This is a genomic window from Pseudooceanicola aestuariicola (assembly GCF_045763785.1).
GTDB lineage: Bacteria > Pseudomonadota > Alphaproteobacteria > Rhodobacterales > Rhodobacteraceae > Pseudooceanicola.
Map to the genome: position 1 here is coordinate 121,846 of NZ_JBJGSF010000002.1, position 21,709 is coordinate 143,554.

At 61.2% G+C, this 21,709-nt stretch carries 22 protein-coding genes and 2 tRNA genes; 11 read left to right on the plus strand and 13 right to left on the minus strand.

The features are described 5' to 3' along the window. Positions 1–18: 18 nt before the first annotated feature. From ACI3GR_RS08465 to ACI3GR_RS08475, 3 genes are all read right to left on the minus strand, one after another. On the minus strand, positions 19–1,320 hold the full coding sequence (locus ACI3GR_RS08465) for a flagellar hook protein FlgE (protein ID WP_407493758.1): 1,302 nt from the start codon (positions 1,318–1,320) through the stop codon (positions 19–21). A gap of 117 nt (positions 1,321–1,437) precedes the next feature. Continuing rightward, on the minus strand, positions 1,438–2,265 hold the full coding sequence (locus tag ACI3GR_RS08470; protein WP_407493760.1) for a flagellar motor protein MotB: 828 nt from the start codon (positions 2,263–2,265) through the stop codon (positions 1,438–1,440). Between the two features lie 101 nt (positions 2,266–2,366). Beyond that, positions 2,367–3,389 carry an amidohydrolase family protein gene (locus tag ACI3GR_RS08475; RefSeq protein ID WP_407493761.1) on the minus strand — a complete coding sequence of 341 codons (1,023 nt, stop codon included), beginning with the start codon at positions 3,387–3,389 and terminating at the stop codon, positions 2,367–2,369. 166 nt (positions 3,390–3,555) lie between these two features. On the opposite strand from ACI3GR_RS08475, the gene ACI3GR_RS08480 reads away from it, so the two are divergent. Continuing rightward, entirely contained in the window at positions 3,556–4,206 is a 651-nt protein-coding gene (locus ACI3GR_RS08480) for a sugar transferase (RefSeq protein ID WP_407493762.1), read from the plus strand. A gap of 3 nt (positions 4,207–4,209) precedes the next feature. On the opposite strand, the gene ACI3GR_RS08485 is transcribed toward ACI3GR_RS08480, so the two are convergent. The 4 genes from ACI3GR_RS08485 to dgcN form a co-directional block, all read right to left on the minus strand. Next, positions 4,210–5,430: a urate hydroxylase PuuD gene (locus ACI3GR_RS08485; RefSeq protein ID WP_407493763.1), complete on the minus strand. Its 1,221-nt coding sequence runs from the start codon at positions 5,428–5,430 to the stop codon at positions 4,210–4,212. Positions 5,431–5,641: 211 nt separating this feature from the next. Then, the gene (locus tag ACI3GR_RS08490) at positions 5,642–6,502 is read right to left on the minus strand and encodes a D-amino-acid transaminase (protein WP_407493764.1); all 861 of its coding nucleotides are present in this window, start codon (positions 6,500–6,502) and stop codon (positions 5,642–5,644) included. A 21-nt stretch (positions 6,503–6,523) separates the two neighbouring features. Beyond that, positions 6,524–7,489, minus strand: coding sequence for an N-acetyl-D-Glu racemase DgcA (gene dgcA / locus ACI3GR_RS08495; RefSeq protein WP_407493765.1), 966 nt, complete (start codon positions 7,487–7,489; stop codon positions 6,524–6,526). 69 nt (positions 7,490–7,558) lie between these two features. Further along, the gene (gene dgcN / locus ACI3GR_RS08500) at positions 7,559–8,563 is read right to left on the minus strand and encodes an N-acetyltransferase DgcN (RefSeq protein WP_407493766.1); all 1,005 of its coding nucleotides are present in this window, start codon (positions 8,561–8,563) and stop codon (positions 7,559–7,561) included. 265 nt (positions 8,564–8,828) lie between these two features. Here dgcN and ACI3GR_RS08505 point away from each other — a divergent pair, with 265 nt between their 5' ends. Continuing rightward, positions 8,829–9,791: an L-malyl-CoA/beta-methylmalyl-CoA lyase gene (locus ACI3GR_RS08505; protein WP_407493767.1), complete on the plus strand. Its 963-nt coding sequence runs from the start codon at positions 8,829–8,831 to the stop codon at positions 9,789–9,791. A 163-nt stretch (positions 9,792–9,954) separates the two neighbouring features. After that, positions 9,955–10,452 carry a hypothetical protein gene (locus ACI3GR_RS08510; RefSeq protein ID WP_407493768.1) on the plus strand — a complete coding sequence of 166 codons (498 nt, stop codon included), beginning with the start codon at positions 9,955–9,957 and terminating at the stop codon, positions 10,450–10,452. A 21-nt stretch (positions 10,453–10,473) separates the two neighbouring features. Here the strand turns inward: ACI3GR_RS08510 and ACI3GR_RS08515 are convergent, their stop codons facing one another. Next, a complete protein-coding gene (locus tag ACI3GR_RS08515) occupies positions 10,474–10,917 on the minus strand; it encodes an Lrp/AsnC family transcriptional regulator (protein WP_407493769.1) in 444 nt (147 codons plus the stop codon). A gap of 97 nt (positions 10,918–11,014) precedes the next feature. Between ACI3GR_RS08515 and ACI3GR_RS08520 the strand changes: the two genes are divergently transcribed. The 3 genes from ACI3GR_RS08520 (at position 11,015) to ACI3GR_RS08530 (ending at position 13,326) form a co-directional block, all read left to right on the plus strand. Further along, a complete protein-coding gene (locus tag ACI3GR_RS08520; protein WP_407493770.1) occupies positions 11,015–11,605 on the plus strand; it encodes a LysE family translocator in 591 nt (196 codons plus the stop codon). Positions 11,606–11,614: 9 nt separating this feature from the next. Beyond that, positions 11,615–12,205 (plus strand): hypothetical protein, encoded by a 591-nt coding sequence (locus ACI3GR_RS08525; RefSeq protein ID WP_407493771.1) that lies wholly within the window; start codon positions 11,615–11,617, stop codon positions 12,203–12,205. A 122-nt stretch (positions 12,206–12,327) separates the two neighbouring features. Then, entirely contained in the window at positions 12,328–13,326 is a 999-nt protein-coding gene (locus ACI3GR_RS08530; RefSeq protein WP_407493772.1) for an acetyl-CoA carboxylase carboxyltransferase subunit alpha, read from the plus strand. Here the strand turns inward: ACI3GR_RS08530 and ACI3GR_RS08535 are convergent. Genes ACI3GR_RS08535 through ACI3GR_RS08545 form a run of 3 tightly spaced genes read right to left on the minus strand, consistent with a single transcriptional unit; the run spans position 13,323 to position 15,324 of the window. Next, positions 13,323–13,940, minus strand: a complete 618-nt coding sequence (locus tag ACI3GR_RS08535) for a glutathione S-transferase family protein (protein ID WP_407493773.1) — start codon at positions 13,938–13,940, stop codon at positions 13,323–13,325. The two genes, ACI3GR_RS08530 and ACI3GR_RS08535, sit on opposite strands and share 4 nt — an antisense overlap. Continuing rightward, the gene (locus tag ACI3GR_RS08540) at positions 13,937–14,584 is read right to left on the minus strand and encodes a GntR family transcriptional regulator (protein ID WP_407493774.1); all 648 of its coding nucleotides are present in this window, start codon (positions 14,582–14,584) and stop codon (positions 13,937–13,939) included. Before ACI3GR_RS08540 ends, ACI3GR_RS08535 begins: the two co-directional genes overlap by 4 nt. A 41-nt stretch (positions 14,585–14,625) precedes the next feature. After that, positions 14,626–15,324: a M48 family metallopeptidase gene (locus ACI3GR_RS08545; RefSeq protein WP_407494880.1), complete on the minus strand. Its 699-nt coding sequence runs from the start codon at positions 15,322–15,324 to the stop codon at positions 14,626–14,628. Positions 15,325–15,433: 109 nt separating this feature from the next. Between ACI3GR_RS08545 and ACI3GR_RS08550 the strand changes: the two genes are divergently transcribed. The 3 genes from ACI3GR_RS08550 to ACI3GR_RS08560 all read left to right on the plus strand — a co-directional run bounded on the left by ACI3GR_RS08550 (position 15,434) and on the right by ACI3GR_RS08560 (position 17,093). Next, positions 15,434–15,751, plus strand: coding sequence for a TIGR02300 family protein (locus tag ACI3GR_RS08550; protein WP_407493775.1), 318 nt, complete (start codon positions 15,434–15,436; stop codon positions 15,749–15,751). Positions 15,752–15,844: 93 nt separating this feature from the next. Continuing rightward, a tRNA-Ala gene (locus ACI3GR_RS08555) sits at positions 15,845–15,920 on the plus strand. A gap of 66 nt (positions 15,921–15,986) precedes the next feature. Further along, positions 15,987–17,093 carry a THUMP domain-containing class I SAM-dependent RNA methyltransferase gene (locus ACI3GR_RS08560; RefSeq protein WP_407493776.1) on the plus strand — a complete coding sequence of 369 codons (1,107 nt, stop codon included), beginning with the start codon at positions 15,987–15,989 and terminating at the stop codon, positions 17,091–17,093. Here ACI3GR_RS08560 and ACI3GR_RS08565 read toward each other — a convergent pair. Both ACI3GR_RS08565 and ACI3GR_RS08570 read right to left on the minus strand, forming a co-directional pair. Then, on the minus strand, positions 17,090–18,637 hold the full coding sequence (locus ACI3GR_RS08565; protein ID WP_407493777.1) for a gamma-glutamyltransferase: 1,548 nt from the start codon (positions 18,635–18,637) through the stop codon (positions 17,090–17,092). The two genes, ACI3GR_RS08560 and ACI3GR_RS08565, sit on opposite strands and share 4 nt — an antisense overlap. Before the next feature lie 34 nt (positions 18,638–18,671). Next, on the minus strand, positions 18,672–20,075 hold the full coding sequence (locus ACI3GR_RS08570) for an FAD-binding oxidoreductase (RefSeq protein WP_407493778.1): 1,404 nt from the start codon (positions 20,073–20,075) through the stop codon (positions 18,672–18,674). A 128-nt stretch (positions 20,076–20,203) separates the two neighbouring features. On the opposite strand from ACI3GR_RS08570, the gene ACI3GR_RS08575 reads away from it, so the two are divergent. Together ACI3GR_RS08575 and ACI3GR_RS08580 are read left to right on the plus strand one after the other, a co-directional pair. Next, positions 20,204–20,280 (plus strand) — tRNA-Met (locus tag ACI3GR_RS08575). Between the two features lie 338 nt (positions 20,281–20,618). Further along, positions 20,619–21,707: an alkene reductase gene (locus ACI3GR_RS08580; RefSeq protein WP_407493779.1), complete on the plus strand. Its 1,089-nt coding sequence runs from the start codon at positions 20,619–20,621 to the stop codon at positions 21,705–21,707. Positions 21,708–21,709 lie beyond the last annotated feature (2 nt).

A 21,709-nucleotide genomic window follows, 5' to 3' on the forward strand; every position in this document is an offset into this window, starting at 1 on the left:
CGCGCGGGCCGCCTGTCCTTAGCGCTTGATATTCGTGGTTTCCTGCAGGATCTCATCGACCGTCTGGAACACCTTGGCGTTGGTCGAATATGCCCGCTGCGTACGGATCATGTCCGTCAGTTCGGCCGCCACGTCCGTTGCGGATTCTTCGCGGGCAAAGGCCACGATGTCGCCGGTCGGGCCGTCACCGGCATCCCACAGGAAGAAGGCACCGGATTCGGGGCTGGGGCGATATGTCTGGTAATCCATCGCTTCCATACCGTTGGCGTTGGGCATGTCGGCCAAGGGGATCTGATAGATCGTGCGTTTGACCCCGGTGTCGAAATAGGCGTGAACAAAGCCGTTCGCGTCGACCTCAACTTCGGTCATGTTGCCCACGGCGGACCCGTCTTTGGTGATCGACAGCGGTGCAAAGACGTTTGACAGCTGGCTAAGGCCGCCGGTGCCGCCGATCATGCCCAGATCAATTTCCATCGGGCCGCCAAGGACATCGACGATGATGGCGCCGGAGGCCGGGTCATAGGCGCCGCCGGTCGTTTCTGCGACCGATGCGAGGGTGCCGCCCGCGACGCGGGCGTCGCTAAACGTCAGGGTGTATTCGCCGATCAGGGCACCGCCTTGGGCGCTGTCGGTGATCGTCATCGTCCATTCGTTGGACGCGCCCGTGGCGGGAATCGTCGGCGTGAAATCGATGGTCACGCTTTCGGATTTGCCAAGGTTGTCAAAATATTCGACCGACAGTTGCTGCGCAGCGCCGCTGGCGCCCGCTTCGGTATCGGTGGCGGGCAGGTTGACGCCCAACGTCATCGACGTCGTCGGTTCACCTTGGAACAGATTCGGGTTGATCTGCACCGGGGCCAGACCGTCCGACGTGTCGCGTGGCAGCAAAGGGATCGACCCGTCGCTATCCGCCGGCCAGCCCAGAAGGACCAGACCAGATTCGGTCCGCAGGTACCCTTCTTCGTCCGCGCGGAAAGATCCGGTCGTGGTCAGCATCATGTCGTCGAATCCACCTGTGGCTTCGACCTGATAGGCCGGCGCGACGGGGATCAGACCACGACCACGTACAGCCAGATCAGTGGCGTTCGACGTGGTGACCAGCGGTCCGCGTTCGTCGATCATCCGCATCGTCGTGGCCCGCACGCCGCCGGCAGTATAGGACCCTGAGGATTCGCCAATCACCAGCGAATGAAAATCCGCTTCCACCCGTTTGTAGCCGTAGGTGGAAGAGTTAGAGATGTTGTCGGCGATCGTCCCAAGCTTGGTCGCATTGGTCTGAAGGCCAGCGACCCCCGCATTGAGGGAGGAGGAAATCGTCATGAATACGCCTTTCTGCTGCATCGACACTTCGTCGGCCACATCTCTAGGCGACAGGGATTTAAGATCCGCCTAACAGCTAAAATGCTGTCTATTTCCTCTGATTGATCGCCGACGCCCTTAGATCTTCGTGCGCAACAGGATGATTTCTAACCGGTTGTTCCGCGCCGCCATCGGGTTGCGCAGACTGGGTTCGCGATCCGCATGACCCGTGACCCGCGTCACCCGTCCACGTTTCAGACCCTTGGCATCCATCAATGCACGAAAGACATTTGCCCGCGCGGCCGATGTTTCCCAAACCGGGTTGTTGCTTAGCACGACAGGTCGGGCCGCGACGTGGCCTTCGACCGCGATGGGGTTCGTGACCATCCGGGTCACGCGCACCAACATGGCGGCAATGTCGGTCAGCAGCTCTGTCGGTTCCGCGCCGGGGCCGTCGAACAGGGGGGCACCTTCCAGATCGAACACCTCGATCACCAGACCTTCGTCGGTGACGCGGGTGATGATGTGTTTCATAATCTCGGGCGCAACGTTGCTTTCGCCGGTGCGGCCCAGCAACCGCGCCTCGACCTCTTGCAACATCTCTGTTTCGGCTTTGTCATCGCCGTCCAGTCCGCTGGCCTTGTTCTGTTCCGTCGGATTAGAGGAGCTTGCACCGGTGCCATTCCGCGCCAGCGATTCCTCGGTAAAGACCGAGTCGCCACCGAAGGCCCCGTTGCCCCCACCAGAGACACGGTTGATCGGAATCGTCGGCGAAAAGTAATCCGCGATCCCTTTGCGTTGTTTTTCTGTCGTCGCGTTCAACAACCACATCAGCAGGAAGAAGGCCATCATGGCCGTCACGAAGTCTGCATAGGCAACTTTCCAGGCACCGCCATGGTGCCCGTCGCCGCCAACGACCTTTTTCCGTTTGATGATGATTGGCGCAACATTTGACTGCGCGCTCATCCACTCACCTATATTTCACCCGGGATCAGGGATACCGGCGGGGGGTTAGCAAGTGGTTAAACGAGCGGTCTCTGCCGGGTGCAAAACCCGGCAGAGTTAGATCAAAGTCGATAGACCTTGGCGGCCGTATCGTGGAACAGTTTGGCCTTTTCGTCGTCGCTGGCCCCGCTTGCGATCCGTTTGAACGCGTTCCAGACGACAGGGTAAGACACAGCGCCCTTGTCGACCGGAAAGTTGCTTTCGAACATGCAGCGATCCGGGCCGAACAGCTCGATCGCGTTTTCGAAATAGGGCCGCCACAGGCGCGCACATTCACCAGACGACGGCGGCAGCGGCTCTTTGTGCAGATCAAAGCCATTCACGTCCATCGCCAGCCCGCCCAGCTTAATATAGACATTGTCGCAGGTGGCGAGGTCTTTCATGTAGCCCAGCCATTCGGCAAAGACCTCATCGCGTTTGCCACGGTAAGGCCCGATGCCCAGTGGGCCGCCGAAGTGATCCAAGATCATCGTGGTGTCCGGGAAGGCGCGGGCCAGATCGGTGAAATCAGGGATCTGCGGGTGATACAGCCAGCCGTCAAAAGTCAGATCGTTCTTGCCCAGCTGGGCAAAGCCTTCGCGGAACTTGTCTTCGTACATCACACGTAGCGGAGAATTCGGGACCGCGCCGGAAAACGCCTCCCCCCCGGATGCGGTGATGTGACGGATGCCGCGCAGACGGCCCTTGGCGGCGTCCTTGTGCGCGTCGAGGACAGGTTGAACCCCCTCACCCAGCATCAGATCAGCGTGGGCGACGATACCGTTGCAGGCCCCGATGTCAGGGCGTTTCCCGGCGGCTTCTTCGGCGATTTTCACGACGAATTCAGTTTCGCCCACCGGCAACATCTCTTTCGGGCCTTCGGTGCGATAGCCATAGCGGCACTGAATAAAGACCGATTGCCGGATGTTGTGGCCCGAGGTCAGATCGGCCAGCAACTCATCCGTGAAATAGGGGCCAAGGCGGTCCCACAGGTGGTGGTGCGGGTCGATTATGGGCAGATCGGGTTCAAGGATTTCCTCGGTCAGCTTGCCCAGCCATGCCTCGTCCGTGTGGATATGCGTCGTCTGTTCGAATGTATTGGCCATGTCATTCCTCCCTGTGCGGGAAGATACCGGAATAGCGCGCTTGTGGAAGGGTATTCCTTATTGCGGAATTCGAATGGCCGGATTTGTGTCAAATGCGATCTAATCCGGCGGGGGCAGCGCGCGGTGGGACAACGAATTATTAGCGGTGGTCTGACTAGGCTAAGGCATGATTTATCACGTCTCTCCGATCGTGCCCGCCACGCCGTTGCGCGTGCCAGATGGCAAACGCTTGTTCGATCTAATTCTGGTCTTGGTGACATTGCCGCTGTGGGCGCCCGTGCTTTTGGTGCTGATGTTGGTCATTTGCGCGGCACAAGGGCCGCGGGTTTTCTACCTGCACGACCGTTTGGGGCGGCACGGCCGGCCCTTTCGCATGATCAAGTTTCGCTCGATGGTTCCGGGCGCGGCCAATGGGGTCGATCAAATCCTTCGAGATCCACAGATGGCAGAAGAATGGGCCACTAAGGCCAAGCTGACCCATGATCCGCGCTGCACACCGTTGGGCCGCTGGATGCGTCGCTATTCGGTGGATGAGATACCGCAAATTCTGAACGTTCTGCTTGGGGATATGAGCCTTGTCGGCCCCCGTCCCGTGCCACTGGCAGAGTTTCAGCGCCACTACTCCGGTGATGCCGTTCAGGCCTATCTGGCCCTGCGTCCCGGCATCAGCGGGCTGTGGCAGGTCACGGCGCGAAATTCCGATTATGATCGTCGGCTGCGGATCGATACCACCTATGCAGAACAGCGCGGATTGGTGACCGACCTCAGGATCCTCTGGCAAACCTTCGGGGCCGTCGTGCGGGGAACCGGATGCTAGGCGCTACTGCGTCGCGGCATCGTACCATGCGATGATGGCGGCCCGCTCTTCCGGCTCCATATAGGTCAGGTTCGACGGCGGCATGGCATGTCCAAGCCCCGCCTGCAGATAAATCGCGCGCGCCTGTCGGGCGATCTGGTGTTCCGTCTCAAGCCGCACACCTTTGGGCGGCCAGTGCAGGCCTTCCCAAGCCGGTTCAGCCGCGTGGCACATGGAACAGCGGCCCAGCACGATATCATGCACCTGATCAAAGCCGTCGGCCTGCGCGTATTTCAGGGCGGGGCCGGTCGCCTCTTCCGGCTCATCCGCGCGGAACATGGGCGCAGTGGACAGCCACATAACCAGCAGGAACAGCAGAACCGTTGCCAGCCAGGTCCAGGTCGGATTGCCTTTGCGTGCGTGGATGGTGTTGAAATAATGCCGGATCGTTACGCCCATCAGGAAGACGAGGCTGGCAATGATCCACGTGTACTGGGTCGAGAACGCCAGCGGATAGTGGTTCGACAGCATCATGAAAATCACGGGCAGCGTCAGGTAATTGTTGTGCGTCGACCGTTGCTTGGCGATCTTGCCGTATTTCGCATCCGGAACGCGCCCGGCCTTAAGGTCCGACACGACGATCCGCTGGTTCGGCATGATGATGAAAAAGACGTTGGCGCTCATGATCGTCGCGGTAAACGCACCCAGGTGCAGCATCGCGGCGCGACCCGAAAAGACGTGCGTATAGAAGTACGCGATCCCAACAAGGATGATGTAAAGCGCGATCATCAGGCGGGTGTTGTCGTCGCCGAATTTGGATTTGCAGATCTGGTCATAAGCGACCCAGCCAAAGGCCAGAGATGCCAGTGAAATCAGCACAGCGACGGGGCCAGAGATGTCCGCAACGGCGGGGTCGACAAGGTAAAACTCGGACCCGAGGTAATAGACCAGGAACAACAGGGCAAAGCCCGACAGCCAGGTCGAATAGCTTTCCCATTTGAACCAGACAAGGTCGTCGGGCATTTTCTCGGGCGCGACGAGATATTTCTGAATGTGGTAGAACCCGCCGCCGTGGACCTGCCATTCCTCTCCGTCCGCACCGCTGGACAGGTTGCGATCCCGGTGAAGGCCTAGGTCCAGCGCGATGAAGTAGAACGACGACCCGATCCAAGCGATGGCGGTGATGACGTGCACCCAGCGCACCGCGAATTCCAGCCACGCGCCCATGGCGGCAAAATCATACATCTTATGTCCCCGACTGTCCCTGCGCCCACTTTAGATCGGCAGCCCGATCCCCGTCCATCCCACAGATCATCCGGCGCGCAACGTGACCGCACCGGTGCTGAGGTTTTCACCGACTTTCGCTACGCCGCCATAAGGGCCGCCATCGGGACCGCCATAGAAAAGGCCCCGAAAGCATCGCTTCGGGGCCTGAATGACTGTCGCGTTCTGACGATCAGATCGCCTTGGCGCGGCTTTCTTCGATGTAGATTTCGCGCAGCCGCAGGGCGATGTTGCCCGGCTTGCCGGTGCCGATGGTTTCGCCATCGATGCTCACGACCGGCTGCACAAAGGTCGTGGCCGAGGTGATGAAGGCCTCGTCCGCGTCCTGCGCTTCTTCAATCGTAAAGCCGCGCTCTTCGACTTCCATCTGCGCCTCTTTCGCCAGCCGAAGAACGGCGGCGCGGGTGATGCCATGCAGGATGTCGTTGGACAGCTGCCGCGTGATGATCTTGCGACCCTTCACGATATACGCGTTGTTCGAGGTGCCCTCGGTCACCTGACCGTCTTCGACCATCCATGCGTCATCTGCACCGGCAGCCTTGGCCATCATCTTGCCCATCGACGGATAGAGCAGCTGTACCGTCTTGATGTCGCGCCGCGCCCAGCGCTGATCTTCGATGGAAATCACGCTGATCCCGGTTTGGGCGGCCGGCGCATTCGCCAGGTTTTTGACCTGCGTGAACAACACGATCGACGACGGTGTCGTGGCCGGATCGGGAAAGGCAAAATCACGGTCCGCAGGCGCGCCGCGGGTGATCTGCAGGTAAATCCCACCCTCTTCCAGATCGTTGCGCTTCACCAATTCGCGGTGAATTTCCAGCAGTTCGTCCATGGTAACAGGCGACGCCATGTCGAGCTCTTTAAGCGACCGTTCCAGCCGTTTGGCGTGGCCGTCAAAATCCACCAGCTTGCCGTCCAGCACGCTGGTCACTTCGTAAACGCCATCCGCCATCAGGAACCCGCGGTCAAAGATGGAAATCTTGGCGTCCTCTTCGGCGCAATATTCGCCGTTCACGTAAACGGTGCGGGACATGGGAAACTCCTTCTCGGCGGATCAGCCCCAGAGGGCGGGGGTAGACGGGTGAACGCCCTGTTCATCGAATTGCAGGGCATGATCGCGGTCTTGGGCCAGCAAAAGCGGCCCGTCAAGATCCGTCACCATCGCACCCTGCGCCACCAGCACCGCAGGCGCCATGGCCAGTGAAGATCCGACCATGCAGCCGACCATGATGCCATAGCCTTGTTCGATGGCGGCCGCGCGCAGCGCCAGCGCCTCGGTCAGGCCGCCGGTTTTGTCCAGCTTGATGTTCACCACGTCATATTTACCCTTCAGATCGGGGAGGCTGTCACGGTCATGGCAGCTTTCATCCGCGCAGACGGGCACGGGCCGTTCCATCCCGATCAGGGCGTCGTCGTCACCTGCGGGCAAGGGCTGTTCCACCAGTGCCACGCCAAGGCGGACCAGATGCGGGGCAAGATCGGCGTAGACCTCGGCGCTCCACCCTTCGTTGGCATCGACGATGATCTTTGCATTGGGTGCGCCACGCCGGACGGCTTCTAGCCGTGGCATATCATCGGGCGTTCCCAGCTTGATCTTCAGCAAAGGCCGATGCGCATGCTTCCGGGCCGAGGCTTCCATCGCCTCAGGTTCTGCCAGTGACAGGGTATAGGCGGTAATCTCGGGCCCCGGTTTGGTCAGACCGGCCAGTTCCCACGCGCGTTTCCCGGCCCGCTTCGCCTCTAGGTCCCACATAGCGCAGTCCAACGCGTTCCGCGCTGCGCCGCCGGGCAAAGCTTTTGCCAAACCCGCGCGGTCGGTGACGCCCTCAATCCGCATCACCTCTGCCGTGACTGATTCCAGCGTCTCTCCATACCGCGCATAGGGGACGCATTCGCCCCAGCCGGTCAGGTCACCGTCCGTCACACGCACGGTCAGCACCTTTGCTTCGGTCCGCGATCCACGGGAAATCGTAAACACTTCGGCCAGCGGAAAAGTGTCGGCTGTCACGTCAATGCGCACGGGTATCCTCCATCCTCTTGCTAAAAATATCCCCACCGGAGGCATAAGCCCCCGGCCACGGACACCACGTTAGCCAAGCGCGACCAAGGCATCCACCAGACGGTCGGACCCGTGGCGATAGGGATCGACGGTGGGCAGGCCCATGCGATCCTCGACCTCTTTCATGTAAGCGACGGCGTCTTCCTCGCTCATGTGCTGGGTGTTGATCGAAATGCCGACCACCTGACAGTCGGGGTTCGCAACCCGTGCCAGTTGCAGCGCGGTGTCCCGAAGCGTCTCTAACTCGGGCAGTTTGTAGCCCGGCAGACCGCGCATGTGATCGCGGGTCGGTTCGTGGCACAGGATCAGCGCATCGGGCTGGCCGCCGTGGATCAGTGCCATGGTCACACCGGAATATGACACGTGGAACAGGCTGCCCTGCCCTTCGATCATGTCCCAGTGGTCATCATCGTTGTCGGGCGTCAGCCATTCGACCGACCCGGCCATGAAATCCGCGATCACGGCGTCCAGCGGCACGCCTTCGCCGGTGATCAGGATGCCGGTCTGGCCGGTGGCGCGGAACGACGATTTCAGCCCGCGGTTCTTCATGTCGCGGTCCATCGCCATGGCGGTGTACATCTTGCCCACCGAACAATCGGTGCCCACGGCCAGACAACGTTTGCCGGTGCGCTTTTCCCCGTTCGCGATGGGGTATTTCACCGACGGGATCCGTACGTCGTGCAATTTGCGACCCGTTGCTTCGGCCACGGCTTTTAGATCGGGTTCATCCCGCAGCAGGTTGTGCAGGCCAGAGGCTAGGTCAAACCCTTCCTCCAGCGCCTCGACCAAGACCTTTTTCCACGCGGCCGAGATCACGCCGCCGCGGTTAGCCACGCCGATTACCAGCGTCTTGGCGCCAGCCGCCTTGGCCTCAGTCAAGGTCATGTCGGGCAGGTTCATGTCGGCCTTGCAGCCCTCCATCCGGAACTGGCCCACGGCATTTTCGGGTCGCCAATCACGGATGCCCTGCGCCACTTTCGCGGCCAGTCGGTCGGGGGCGTCGCCAAGAAAAAGAAGATACGGTGTTTCGATCATAGGGAATCTCCTGTCGTTGCGGGCAGAGTCGCCGATTTCGCGTGAAATGACTTTGCAATTCCGCGACTGCAAAGTCGGTTTTCGGTGATTTCTTCGAAGATTGGCTAGAACTGTCGAAGAAATTTGCACGTTTCAAATCACACACGCCCCGATCCTCCCTCGGCTGCGGCTTTTGCTGCAGCGCAATAACTCCTTGCGAAAGGGGCGGTAACTTAATAACCCTCAACACGACAAAAACGTAATTTCCTTACTCATGAGGTCCGCCATGTCTTTCCGTCTTCAGCCGACCCCGCCGTCGCGTCCCAACCGCTGCCAGCTGTTCGGGCCAGCGTCGAATACCAAACTGCCGCCGAAAATGGCGACCAGCGCCGCGGATGTGATCAACATCGATCTTGAGGATTCCGTGTCGCCTGACGACAAGGATAGTGCGCGCAAGCTGGCAATCGAGGCCATCGGCGACATCGACTGGGGCAAGAAGACCCTGTCGGTGCGGATCAACGGTCTGGACACCCCCTATTGGTACCGCGATGTCGTCGACCTGCTGGAACAAGCCAGCGACCGTCTGGACATGATCATGATCCCCAAGGTCGGCTGTGCCGAGGACATCTATGCCGTCGACGCGCTGGTCACCGCAATTGAACGCGCGAAGGGCCGGACCAAGCCGATCGCCTTCGAGGTCATTATCGAATCCGCCGCCGGTATCGCGCATGTCGAAGAAATCGCCGCCGCCTCCCCCCGCTTGCAGGCGATGAGCCTTGGGGCCGCCGACTTTGCTGCGTCGATGGGAATGCAGACCACCGGGATCGGGGGTACGCAGGAAGATTATTACATGCTGCACGAGGGCAACAAATACTGGTCCGATCCGTGGCACTGGGCGCAGACCGCAATCGTTGCCGCCTGCCGGACGCATGGTGTTCTGCCGGTCGATGGGCCGTTCGGCGATTTTTCCGATCCCGAAGGGTTCAAGGCGCAGGCGCTGCGCTCGGCCACCTTGGGCATGGTCGGCAAATGGGCCATCCACCCCAACCAGATCGCATTGGCGAACGAGGTCTTTACCCCGCCCGAACACAAGGTGACCGAGGCGAAAGAGATTCTTGCCGCGATGGAAGAAGCCACGCGCACGGGTGCTGGCGCCGTCGTCTACAAGGGTCGTCTGGTCGATATCGCGTCGATCAAACAGGCCGAGGTGATCGTGAAACAGGCCGAACTGATCGCCAAAAACTCCTGAGTTAGAGCCTAAATTCAAGCAAAGCCCGCCGTTGATCCGGCGGGCTTTGTCGTTTCTGGGTGGTCAATTCCGCTCAAACGGAAGTGAACGGCGTGCCGGCATCGGACCTTGGCAAACCGGGTCAGCGCCTTAAAACAAGGGCACGTCGAAGAAGAGGTCCCAAATGCGCCTGATGTCCCTAGCCCTGATCGCCTGCACCCTGGCCCTGCCGGTGCGTGCCGAAATCCTCGAAAACGAGATGATGAAGGTTTTCGAAGGGAAATGGGTGCAGTCCAAAGACCCCTCTCAGAACGGTATCCTGATGTATCTGACACAGGAACGGTCGGCCGCGGGCGAATATTTTTCCATTCGCTGTGAAGGGTCGGCGCAGTCGGTGCGCATCGCCTATCCGAAACGGCGCAGCGCCGAAGATGTCGGCGTGACCATTGACGGTAAGGATATGCGCGTCCCCGTCACCTTCACCGGTAAGACGCAGGACCCGAATTTTCTGAAGGGCAATGTCTTTGGCTACGAGATGACGTTCGAAGACGCGGCCGCGCAGAAGGCCTTTTTGACGGCCCTGCGGAATGGCCGGATGCTGAAGGTCGAAGGACAAAGCCTTCCCGTCGAACTGGCTGGCTCTGGTCAGGCGATCCGGGAACAGGCTGCTTACTGCCGGTAAGTGATGCGCGTCGTCGCGCCCTCAGGCCCGGTTATCCTTGGGTGACGCCATCACGACGTAGGACGTGATTGATCCGACCTGTGGGACGGTGCCCAGAACATCGGTGTGGAAGGATTTATAGGCGGCGAGGTCCGCCGCCTCGATCCTTAACAGATATTCCCAAGCGCCCGTGATGTTGTGGCATTCCACCACTTCCGGGGCACTGGCGATGGCCTGTTCGAACGCCTCTTGCGCGGACTTCGTGTGACTGTTGAGCCCGACCGTAACGTAAGCGGTAAACCCGATCCCAAGCTGGCCCGGGTCCAAAATCGCGCGATAGCCCTTGATGACCCCCGATTTCTCCAGATCCTGAACGCGACGCAGGCAGGCCGACGGGGACAGGCCGACCTTGGCCGACAGGTCCAGATTCGAGATGCGGCCATCGCGCGCCAGTTCGCGCAATATCTTTTGGTTTAGATGGTCCATATTCATCAATTATTGCGTCACAAGCCATTAGACGCTGTGAATATGCAACCCAATGCACCAGAACTCCAGACATGATTGCGCGAAATAGGAGGGCGCGATGCCGATCGATTTATTGTCTGCGCTGTTTGTCTTTTGCGTCGTCTCGACCATCACGCCCGGGCCGAACAACCTGATGGTCATGGCCTCGGGCGCGAACTTTGGCTATCGGCGCACGCTGCCGCATATGGCGGGCATCGCCGTGGGCTTTGCCGTGATGACCCTGCTGGTCGGTGTGGGGCTGATCCAAGTGTTCACCCTGTATCCGGTCACGCATCAGATCCTGACCGTTGCCAGCGTCGGCTACCTGCTATGGCTGGCTTGGAAAATCGCCAATGCCGCCCCGCCAGAGGGCAAACCGGATACCGAAGCCCGCCCGTTGACCGCGCTGCAGGCTGCGCTGTTCCAGTGGGTGAACCCCAAGGCCTGGACCATGGCGATCAGCGCCATCACCATCTATGCGGCGGATAATTCGCTGCTGGCCATCGGGATCGTCGCGGGTGTCTTTGGGCTGGTCTGCATTCCCTGTGTGTCGATCTGGACGGTGATGGGCCAGCAGTTGCGGCGCGTGTTGACGAACCCGACGCGCCTGCGGGCGTTCAACTGGACCATGGCGGCGCTTCTTGTGGCGTCGCTGATCCCGCTGATCTAAAGCTGGGTCATGTTGACCCTGCTGCACACTGCCGCCGTTCATGTGGCGACCTTCGACACCCTGCGCGACCAGATCGCCCCGGGGGCCGCGCTGCGCCATCTGGTGCATCCGGAATTGCTGGCCGAAGCTCAGGACGGCATCAGCCCGGACCTAGAGGCGCGTATCGCTGATTTGGTGGGTGCGCCCGGCCCCGTGATCTGCACCTGCACCACGATCGGAGAGGTTGCCGCGCGCCACGGCGCGACGCGGATCGATCAGCCGATGATGCGCAAGGCGGCCAGTCTGGGGCGCGTGGTGATGGCTTACGCACTGGATTCGACCAAGGACCCCAGCTGCGATCTGTTTCTGGCCGAGGGCGGCCGGGCCGAGGATTTGCAGATGCTGGACCTGACGCACCTCTGGCCGCTGTTTGAACGTCAGGACGTCACCGCGTTTCACGCCGCCATCGCCGACGCGGTGCGCGAGGTTCCAGGTGATTGTGACGGTATCGTTCTGGCGCAGGCGTCTATGGCGGGGGCTGCGCGGTTGGTTGATGAGGCAACGCCTGTCCTGACCTCACCCGAGCTGGCTTTGCGCCATGGATTGGCAATTTCTGGCTGAACGCGCGTCAAAGGCGTCGGATGGGGTGCATCCAGAACCTGATGCTTGCCACCCCTGCATCAGGCAGAGTTGCAAAGACCCCGTCCCATAGGCATATACGCCCAAACCCCGGAGGTGTCCTGATGTCCGACGCAAAGACCGACAAACCCGCGAACGAACCGCATAACTATCTGGATTTCGAAAAGCCATTGGCCGAAATCGAAGGCAAGGCGCGTGAACTGCGCGCCATGGCGCGGCAAACCGAAGGCATGGACATTGAGGCCGAAGCCGCAGGGCTGGACGCCAAAGCCGACACGATGCTGCGCGATCTGTACAAGTCGCTGACGCCGTGGCGGAAATGTCAGGTGGCCCGTCACCCAAATCGTCCGCACTGCAAGGACTATATTGAGGCGCTCTTTACCGAATACACGCCGCTGGCCGGGGACCGGAACTTTGCCGATGACCATTCGGTTATGGGCGGTCTGGCGCGCTTCGACGACCGCGCTGTGGTTGTGATCGGTCACGAAAAGGGCAACGACACCAAATCGCGGATCGAACGCAATTTTGGCATGGCGCGCCCCGAAGGCTATCGGAAGGCGATCCGCCTGATGGAAATGGCGGACAAGTTCAACCTGCCCGTGATCTCTCTGGTCGACACCCCCGGTGCGTATCCGGGTAAGGGTGCCGAAGAACGCGGTCAGTCCGAGGCGATTGCCCGCTCGACCGAGAAATGCCTGCAGATCGGCGTGCCCTTGATGTCGGTCATCATCGGCGAAGGTGGGTCTGGCGGTGCTGTGGCGTTCGCCACCGCGAACCAAGTCGCCATGCTGGAGCATTCGGTCTATTCCGTGATCTCGCCCGAGGGCTGCGCGTCGATCCTTTGGAAAGATGCCGAAAAGATGCGCGAAGCGGCCGAAGCGCTGCGCCTGACCGCGCAGAACCTGAAGGAACTTGGCGTGATCGACCGCATCGTGCCGGAACCTCTGGGCGGTGCGCATCGCAATCGCACTGTCGCCATCGACAGCGTGCGGCAGGCGTTGCACGGGATGCTGAACAGCATGGAAGGCCAAAGCCGCGACAAGCTGATTCAGGATCGGCGGCGCAAATTCCTCGACATGGGCTCCAAGGGGCTGGCGGCTTAATCAGCCGTCGGCTGATCCGGGTCGGTCTGCTGGAAAGAAGCCCGCGCGCGGATCATCGTGAACCACCCCATCAGCGTGGGACGATCGGCCAGCATCGCGGCCGCATCTGGCCAGCGTGCAAAGTAGTCCAACATCGGCGCAATGTGCAGATCGGCACGTGTGATCGTGCCGTTGAGAATGCGGTTTTCCGCTGCAATAGTCTCTAATTCGTCCAGAACGGGGGCGGCTTTCTTAAGCCCGCGCGATAGTCTGTCGCGATCGATCTGTTCCGGGCCTGCAGCCGTATTTGCGAAAACGTCATGCACCATCGGACGGTACCCGTAGCTGTCGATGATGCCGATCGCCTGCGCAATCCGTGCTCGGGTCGCCGGGTCCGACGGGGTCCAAGCGTCGCCGGGAAAGGCCGCCTCGATATAGGTCGTGATCGCCGCGGTTTCGTAAAGGCGGAAGCTCTCGTGCGCCATCAGCGGCACGCGGCCAAAGGGGTGCGGGCTGGATTGGGTGGGGTCAAAGGGATCGACCTCAATCAGCTCATAGCTCTGGGCTCGTTCTGCCAAGGCCATACGGACAGTCCGAACATAAACCGACTGGCGAAACCCCCAAAGGCGAATCATGTGGTCAGAAGGCGCAGGCCCTGGGTCACATCTGACCGCACCGCCAACCGCAGGCCCGGTTCGTCCCCGGCCTTAAGCGCGGCGATCATTAGGCGGTGGTACTGCGGTGATTCCTTGCGTTGCAGACGGCCATAAAGCTTGCGCATCGTCGGCCCCAGCTGCAGCCAGACGGTTTCTGCCATGGCCAGCATCGCAGGCGCCTGTGCGCGCAAGTAAAGCGTGCGGTGGAATTCCAGATTGGTGCGGATATAGCCGACGGCATCGTGACGCTCGACCATCTCGGAAATCGTGCCGTTGATGGTCTGCAGACGATCGATCAGCGCGATATGGGCGCGCGGCAAGGCACGAGAGGCCAGTTCGACCTCGAGCAGCGCGCGCAGGGCGGCCAGTTCTTCGATCCGGTCGTTGGTGATTTCGGGTGTGGACACGCGGCCCGAGGCAGACAGGGTCAGCGCCCCTTCGGCCACCAGACGGCGCACGGTTTCGCGCGCAGGCGTCATTGATACCCCGTATTCCTTACCGATCCCGCGCAGGGTCAGCGCCTCTCCGGGAGGGATCTCTCCGTGCATGATGCGCGTTCGCAGACCGCGATAGACGCGTTCATGGGCAGCGGGCGACGGATCTGGGCGGGTTTGCATCAACATGGGAGCACTGTGATCACAAAAAGAAGGCCGGTCAATGGGCGTTAATCCAAGGGCTCGAACCGGTACCGATGCAGGGCTGATCCGTGGGTGCGCAGCCACGTCCGCTGTGCCTTGTAGGGGCCGTAGATGTCCTGGACTTTGTCCCAGAAGGCTTGGGAATGGTTCATTTCCGCCAGATGCGCGACCTCGTGCGCGGCGACGTAGTCCAGAACCTCGGCTGGGGCCATGATCAGGCGCCAGGAATACGACAGCGCGCCCTGCGACGAACAACTGCCCCAACGGGACCGCGTGTCGCGTAAGGTGATGCGCGAATATGTGCGGCCCAATCGGGCAGCGTAACGATCCGACGCTTCGGCCAGACGATCGCGCGCCAGCGTTTTCAGATAGGCTGCCAAGCGAACCCCCATACGGTCCGGCGCGCCGGGCACCAGAAGCTGTGACCCTTCGACCCGCACCGACCGGCCAGAGGCCGGGGTCAGAACCAAGGGCTGACCGGCCAAGGGCACTTCGACACCTGCGCCAACGGCCACGGTTCCGCCATGGCGCGACAGATGGGTGCGCAGCCAGTCGGCCTTTTCGCGGGCAAAGTCCAACCCGGCCCGATCCGACACGCCCTTGGGCAGGGTCAGCGTGACACGGCCATCCAGCGACGAGACGCGCAGCGATATCCGACGAGCCCGTGCAGATCGTTTCAAGTTGATTTCCACCGGGGGGTTGCCCGGCAGGACATGCTGGCCCATATGTCCACCGTTCTTCGCCGCACCGCGCCAAAAGGCTTTGACACACCCAGCCGTGTATGGCAGGGGACGCGGATTGTCGGCAAGTGATGTCATCTAAGAGGGAATGTCCATGCCCAAGGAAGAATGGGGTACCAAACGCGTTTGCCCCACGACCGGTAAGCGGTTTTACGACCTGAACAAGGATCCGATCGTCAGCCCCTACACGGGCGAAGTGGTCGAATTCGACGAAAGCAAGAACCGGATGATCGCGGCAGACGCCGAAGATGCATCCGCGAAGAAGGTCAAGGACGACGCCGACGAAGACGTGGTTCTGGACGATGACGACGTCGATGTGGATCTGGATGATGATCTGCTGGATGACGACGAGGATGACGATAACGTCTCTCTCGACGAAATCGCCGACGTGTCGAACGACGACGACGACTGATTCATCCGGAAGGCCGAGGATCGCGTTTTTCGCTTGATCCGTTTCTCGCCTTCCCATACACAGCGCCGCACGGGCGATTCAGCCCGTGCAATTGGGGCCTTAGCTCAGCTGGGAGAGCGCCTGCATGGCATGCAGGAGGTCAGCGGTTCGATCCCGCTAGGCTCCACCAATTTCCCTTAGATCGGTGGCCGAATTCCCCCATGGGGTCCACTCCAGTTTCGGGGTATGAAGCGGCATGAGCGATCCTTTCGAAATTTTTCTGGTCTGCGCGCCGGGGCTGGAACCGCAGCTGCGGGATGAAGCCCTGCGCCTTGGCTTTGATGATGCGCAACAGGTGCCGGGCGGGGTCAGTTTCACGGGCGGTTGGCCGGATGTCTGGCGCGCGAACCTTTCTCTGCGTGGCGCGACGCGGGTGTTGGCCCGGATTGGCGAATTCCGCGCCTTTCACCTTGCCCAATTGGACAAGCGGTCGCGCAAATTCCCTTGGCTGGATTTTCTACGCACCGACGTGCCGGTCTCGGTCGAAGCGACCTGCCTGAAATCCAAGATCTACCATGACCGCGCCGCGGCACAGAGGGTCGAAAAAGCCATCGCCGAAGAGGCCGGGATCGAGGTTAAGAGGGATGCGCCTGTCCGCGTGATGGTGCGGATCGACGACAACCTTGTGACGTTGTCGGTCGATACCTCGGGCGAATCGCTGCACAAGCGTGGGCACAAAGCCGCTGTCGGCAAAGCGCCGATGCGGGAAACCTTGGCCGCGTTGTTTCTGCGCAGATGTGGGTACACCGGGGCCGAAACGGTAGTGGACCCGATGTGCGGGTCCGGCACCTTTGTGATCGAGGCGGCCGAGATGGCGCTGGGGCTGGTCCCGGGGCGCAGCCGATCCTTCGCGTTCGAACATCTGGCAAGCTTTGACCTGGAGCAGGTCGCCGCCCTGCGTGATGCCCCGACATCAGAGACTAAACTGCGGTTTTATGGCTCTGATCGGGACGAGGGGGCCGTGAAGAACGCCACCGCCAATGCAGAGCGGGCAGGTGTTTCCGAGGTCACGCAATTTACTCGCGCAGCCATCAGTGACCTGCAGCGGCCCGAGGGCGATCCCGGTCTGGTCATAATCAACCCGCCTTACGGTGGGCGGATCGGCAACCGCAAAATGCTCTTTTCGCTCTACGGCACGATGGGAGAGGTGTTATCGCAGCGCTTTTCCGGCTGGCGCGTGGGGATCATCACCGACGATGGCGGGCTGGCCAAGGCGACGGGTCTGCCGTTTCTGCCGCTAGAGCGCGCGATCGATCACGGTGGGCTGAAGGTCAAACTCTACCGGACCGACCCGCTGCCCTAAACCACATCTTCGCTGATCGCATCGGCCCAGGGCGACATCACCTCGGTCGCGCCCATGTTCCAGCCGTCGACACGCCGCACGGCGGAGGGGCAGGCCCAGTGGAACGGGTAGATGTTGTTCGGACGGGGGGTGACCGGGTGGCTCTGCTCCATCGTCTGAATGACGTCCTCTGGCAGCGCGGCATCCGCGATCAGTTGGTCCCCCGAGATATCGATGCGGGGGTGGTGGAACGCTTGTTCCAGCGTCAGGCCCTGTTCGGCCATCAGGGTACTTAGCTGCGCGACGGCTCCGACGATCTTGCGCCCGCCGGACGCGCCAATGGCGAACCCTCCGGTCGGATCGCGGGCGATGGTGGGGCAGATGTTCATCAGACAGGGCTGACCGGGGGCGAGAGAATTCGGCTTGCCCGGTTCGGGGTCGAACCACATGATGCCGTTGTTCATCGGAATGCCGGTCGATTGCGACAGGACGCGCGACCCGAAGATCGACAGCAGAGTCTGGGTCACCGCCACCATGTTGCCGTCCCGATCGACGACCGAGAAATGGGTGGTACAGCCGGGGCTGGTATGGGTTTCGCCGTCGTGGCCCATCGTGGCCAGACGGTGGTCATAAGCAGCGGCCAAAGCATCAGCCATGGCGGGCACGTCTGGCGTGGGCGCAAGGCGTTGGAAATAATCGGCAAGCGTCGGTCCAGCGGTCAGGCCGGGCATCGTGTGGAAGGTGGTGCTTGCCCGCTGGAAGGTCAGCGGTTGGAAAAATTCGGCCCTGTAGTCGCGCAGGTCCGACAGCGACAGGCATCCGCCCTTGCCTTGCACGTCCATCACCAGATCACCCGCGATCTGACCTTCGTAAAAGTCGCGGGCGCCGTGGATCTGCAATCGCTCCAACGTGCGGGCCATTCCGGACATATCCAACCGCATCTGACCGCTTGCCGTCCAGCCGCCGATGCGGGGCCATGTGCCGTCCTCTAGGAAGATTGCTGCCAGATCGGGGTCCTTTGCAATCAACCGGGCCGAGGATGTCGTCAGCAGCGCGGAGTACCAATCGGCCAGCGGCCCCTGACGCGCTAGGGCCGTTGCCGGGTCCAGCAGGTCAGCCCAATCCATTGTGGCGAAACGGCCAAAGGCGGCCTCCATCCCCGCGACCATTCCGGGGATCGCGATGGCCGTGGCACCGGTGACGTTGCGATCATCGCGGACCGCGGGCCATGGGAACAGGTCGGACACCCGCCCCTGCCCCGTCAGCGGGTAATCAGCGGGGTTCAATCCGGCCGGAGAGGCCATACCGAAGTTCAGCGCATAAGCACGCTGTTCCTTCTGCCGCCAGATCACCATCGCGCCGCCGCCGCCCGGGCCGCTCATCCAAGGTTCCAGCACGCCCAGCGCGAACCCGGTGGCGATGGCCGCATCCACCGCATCACCGCCATCCTTCAGGATCTGTGCGCCCACCCGCGACGCCAGCGAATGCTGCGACGCCACCACCCCGCCCATGGTCTGCGTGACCTTTTTGCGGATCTCCTGCGTGGTGGAAAAGTTCGTCAGCATCGCGATTTCCCTTATTTAGTCTCTTATTTCGACCTTAAGCTGGAGGCAGAACCTTGCCCGGGTTCATGATCCCGTTCGGGTCCAACGCGGCCTTGATCGCCCGCATCGCCGCCAAGGCCGCAGGGTCCTTGCGGCGCTGCATCGACGACAGTTTAGCCGTGCCGATGCCGTGTTCGGCGCTGAAGGATCCACGCAGGTCCAGCACGATATCTTCGACCCGCTCCATGATCGTTTCTTTCAATTCCGGATCGGCCTGCGACGGAAAGACGGTGTAATGCACGTTGCCATCGCCCAGATGCGACACGACCGACGTTTCGGCGCCTGCGTCCACTTCAGCCAGCACGGCGTCGGCACGGGTCAGGAAGGTTTCGATCTGGTCCAATGGCACGGCAACATCGTTAGTCAGGCGCACACCACGGCCGGTGGCGATTTCGGCGGCCGCTTCGCGCCGGGCCCACATCTCTTTGCGCTGCGCCTCGGTCTTGGCGACAACCGCATCGTCGATCCGCCCGTCTTCAAGGTAGCGACCCAGAATATCTTCGAGGTAGCTGACGATCGGAATCTCGCCCGCGTCGTTCACCTGACAATCACGCGGGGCAAGCGCGCCGATTTCAATCAGGATATTCACCGGGTAGGCGGTGTCGAAGGGGCGTTTGTGCGCCGGGTTCAGGGCGATGTGATCTTCGATATAGCGGTCCGGCATATATTCGAACGCCTCCACCGATCCGGCGGTTTCGCGCTGAACCTCGTTCAGCAGGGGCAGCGCGTCCGACAAAGACTGCATCCCGATCATCGCGGTCGCATAAGCCCCGGGCTTGGGGTGTAGTTTCAACGTCGCGGCGGTGATGATGCCCAAGGTGCCTTCGGACCCGATCAGCAGATGACGCAGGTCATAGCCAGAGTTGTTTTTGTGCAGCCCGCTCATCAGGTCGACGACTTCTCCGGTCGGCAGGACAGCTTCGATCCCCAGAACCAGATCGCGGGTATTGCCGTAACGCAGAACGTTAGAGCCGCCTGCATTCGTCGCCAGAAATCCCCCGACGCGGGCAGAGCCCTTGGCGCCGAAGGTCAGCGGGAACACAAGGTCCTGCGCCTCGGCCGCGTCGTGGATGTCGGACAGAATCGCGCCCGCTTCGACCACGGCAGTGCGGGCGTCGGCGCGGATCTCACGGATGGCGGTCATACGCTCGACCGAGACGATCAGCGCCTCACCTACCGCGCCCCCGCATAGCCCGCTGCGACCGGCCACTGGAATCACCGGTATTTTCATATCATTCGCCAACCGGACGATTGCCGAAACCTCGGCCGTATCGGCGGGACGCACAACGGCCAGAGGCATCGCTTCGCGCGTGCCAGAGATATCGTTGGCATAGGGGGCGCGATCCGCCCCTGTCAGTACGTGTTTTTCCCCAACGATGGCGGCCAGTTGTTCGATCATGCGCGCTCCTCCCAAGCGGGGCGATGATGCGGCGGACAGGCAGGGAATGGCAAGGGGCGAGCGGCAAGCAGATCACCGGGTTTTCAGGCTTGACCTACCCTGCGGCTTGGCCTAAACGGCCCCGGTCTGGCGGAGTAGCTCAGTTGGTTAGAGCAGCGGAATCATAATCCGCGTGTCGGGGGTTCAAGTCCCTCCTCCGCTACCAGACTTTCCCTAACGTTGACTAGAAACCAGGGCGTTGATGAGCGTATCCCGGATCGCTTAGCCAATCACGCGCCCCTTTGATCTGTTTCTGTCGGGCAGGCGCAGACGCATCCGTGCTGACAACGCATCGGGGGACGCCGTGTGCGGTGGCCAGACAAGGCGGATCGATGTCGATGTCAGAGCTGAATTTATGCGAAAATCCTGCCCGACAGACACGCAAACCTAAGGCGATTTCTGTGGAATGACGATAAGATAGGCATACGCGCTTCCTGGCCAGGTCTTTGTAGTCCCGACCATTGTTATCCGCGCCTTAACTGCGAAAATTGGTGGGCAAAATCAATGGACCACCAGACCATGACGACCCTTTTCGATCCGATACAAATCGGTGCGTTCTCTCTTCCAAACCGGATCCTGATGTCGCCGCTGACGCGATGCCGCTCAGAGACCCCCGAAGGTTTGGCGACCCCCATGATGGCAGAGTACTATGTGCAGCGCGCGGGTGCCGGTCTGATCCTGTCCGAAGGTATCCCGATTACACCCATCGGGGTCGGATATGCCGGGGTGACGGGTCTGTGGAACGACGCACAGGCAGCATCCTGGAGGATCGTGACGGATGCCGTCCATGCCGCCGGCGGCCGGATTGTCGCGCAGCTTTGGCACGTAGGGCGGTTGTCTGATCCCTCGATCAACGGTGGTCAACAACCGATCGCGCCCAGTGCAGTTGCCGCTCAGGGTACGGCGACACGCATCCGTCCGAAAAAACCTTGGGATACACCCCGCGCGATGGACCGCAGCGATATCGACGACAACATTGATGCCTTCCGCGCGGCCGCACGGCGCGCCAAGGCGGCCGGGTTCGATGGGGTCGAGCTGCACGGCGCGAACGGTTATCTGATCGACCAGTTCCTGCAGGATGGATCCAATCTACGGACGGACGACTATGGCGGGTCTATATCCAACCGCATCCGTTTTCTGGCCGAACTTATAGATGCTGTGTCGCAGGAGTGGCCCAGTGACCACATTGGCGTGCATCTTTCCCCGCGTGACGGGTTTTCGATGTCTGACAGCGATCCCGAAGCGCTGTTTGTCGCCGTGGCCAAGATGCTGTCGGACCGCCAGATCGCCTTTGTCTACCTGCGCGAGGAACAATCCGATCAGGCCATCGGCCCGTTGATGAAACCACATTTCGACGGCGCGCTTGTGATGAATTCGCGACTAACGCCGCAACTCGCGCGGGATGTAATCCAGCAGGGGCGCGCCGATGCCGTCGGCTTTGGTCGCTTGTTCATTGCCAACCCAGATCTGCCGGTACGTCTACGTCACAGCCTGCCCCTGGCGGAACCCGACCCGATGACCTTCTACGACGGGGGCGCAACGGGCTACATCGACTATCCAACATGGGCTGAAAGCCCTCAGCCGGTAGACTGATC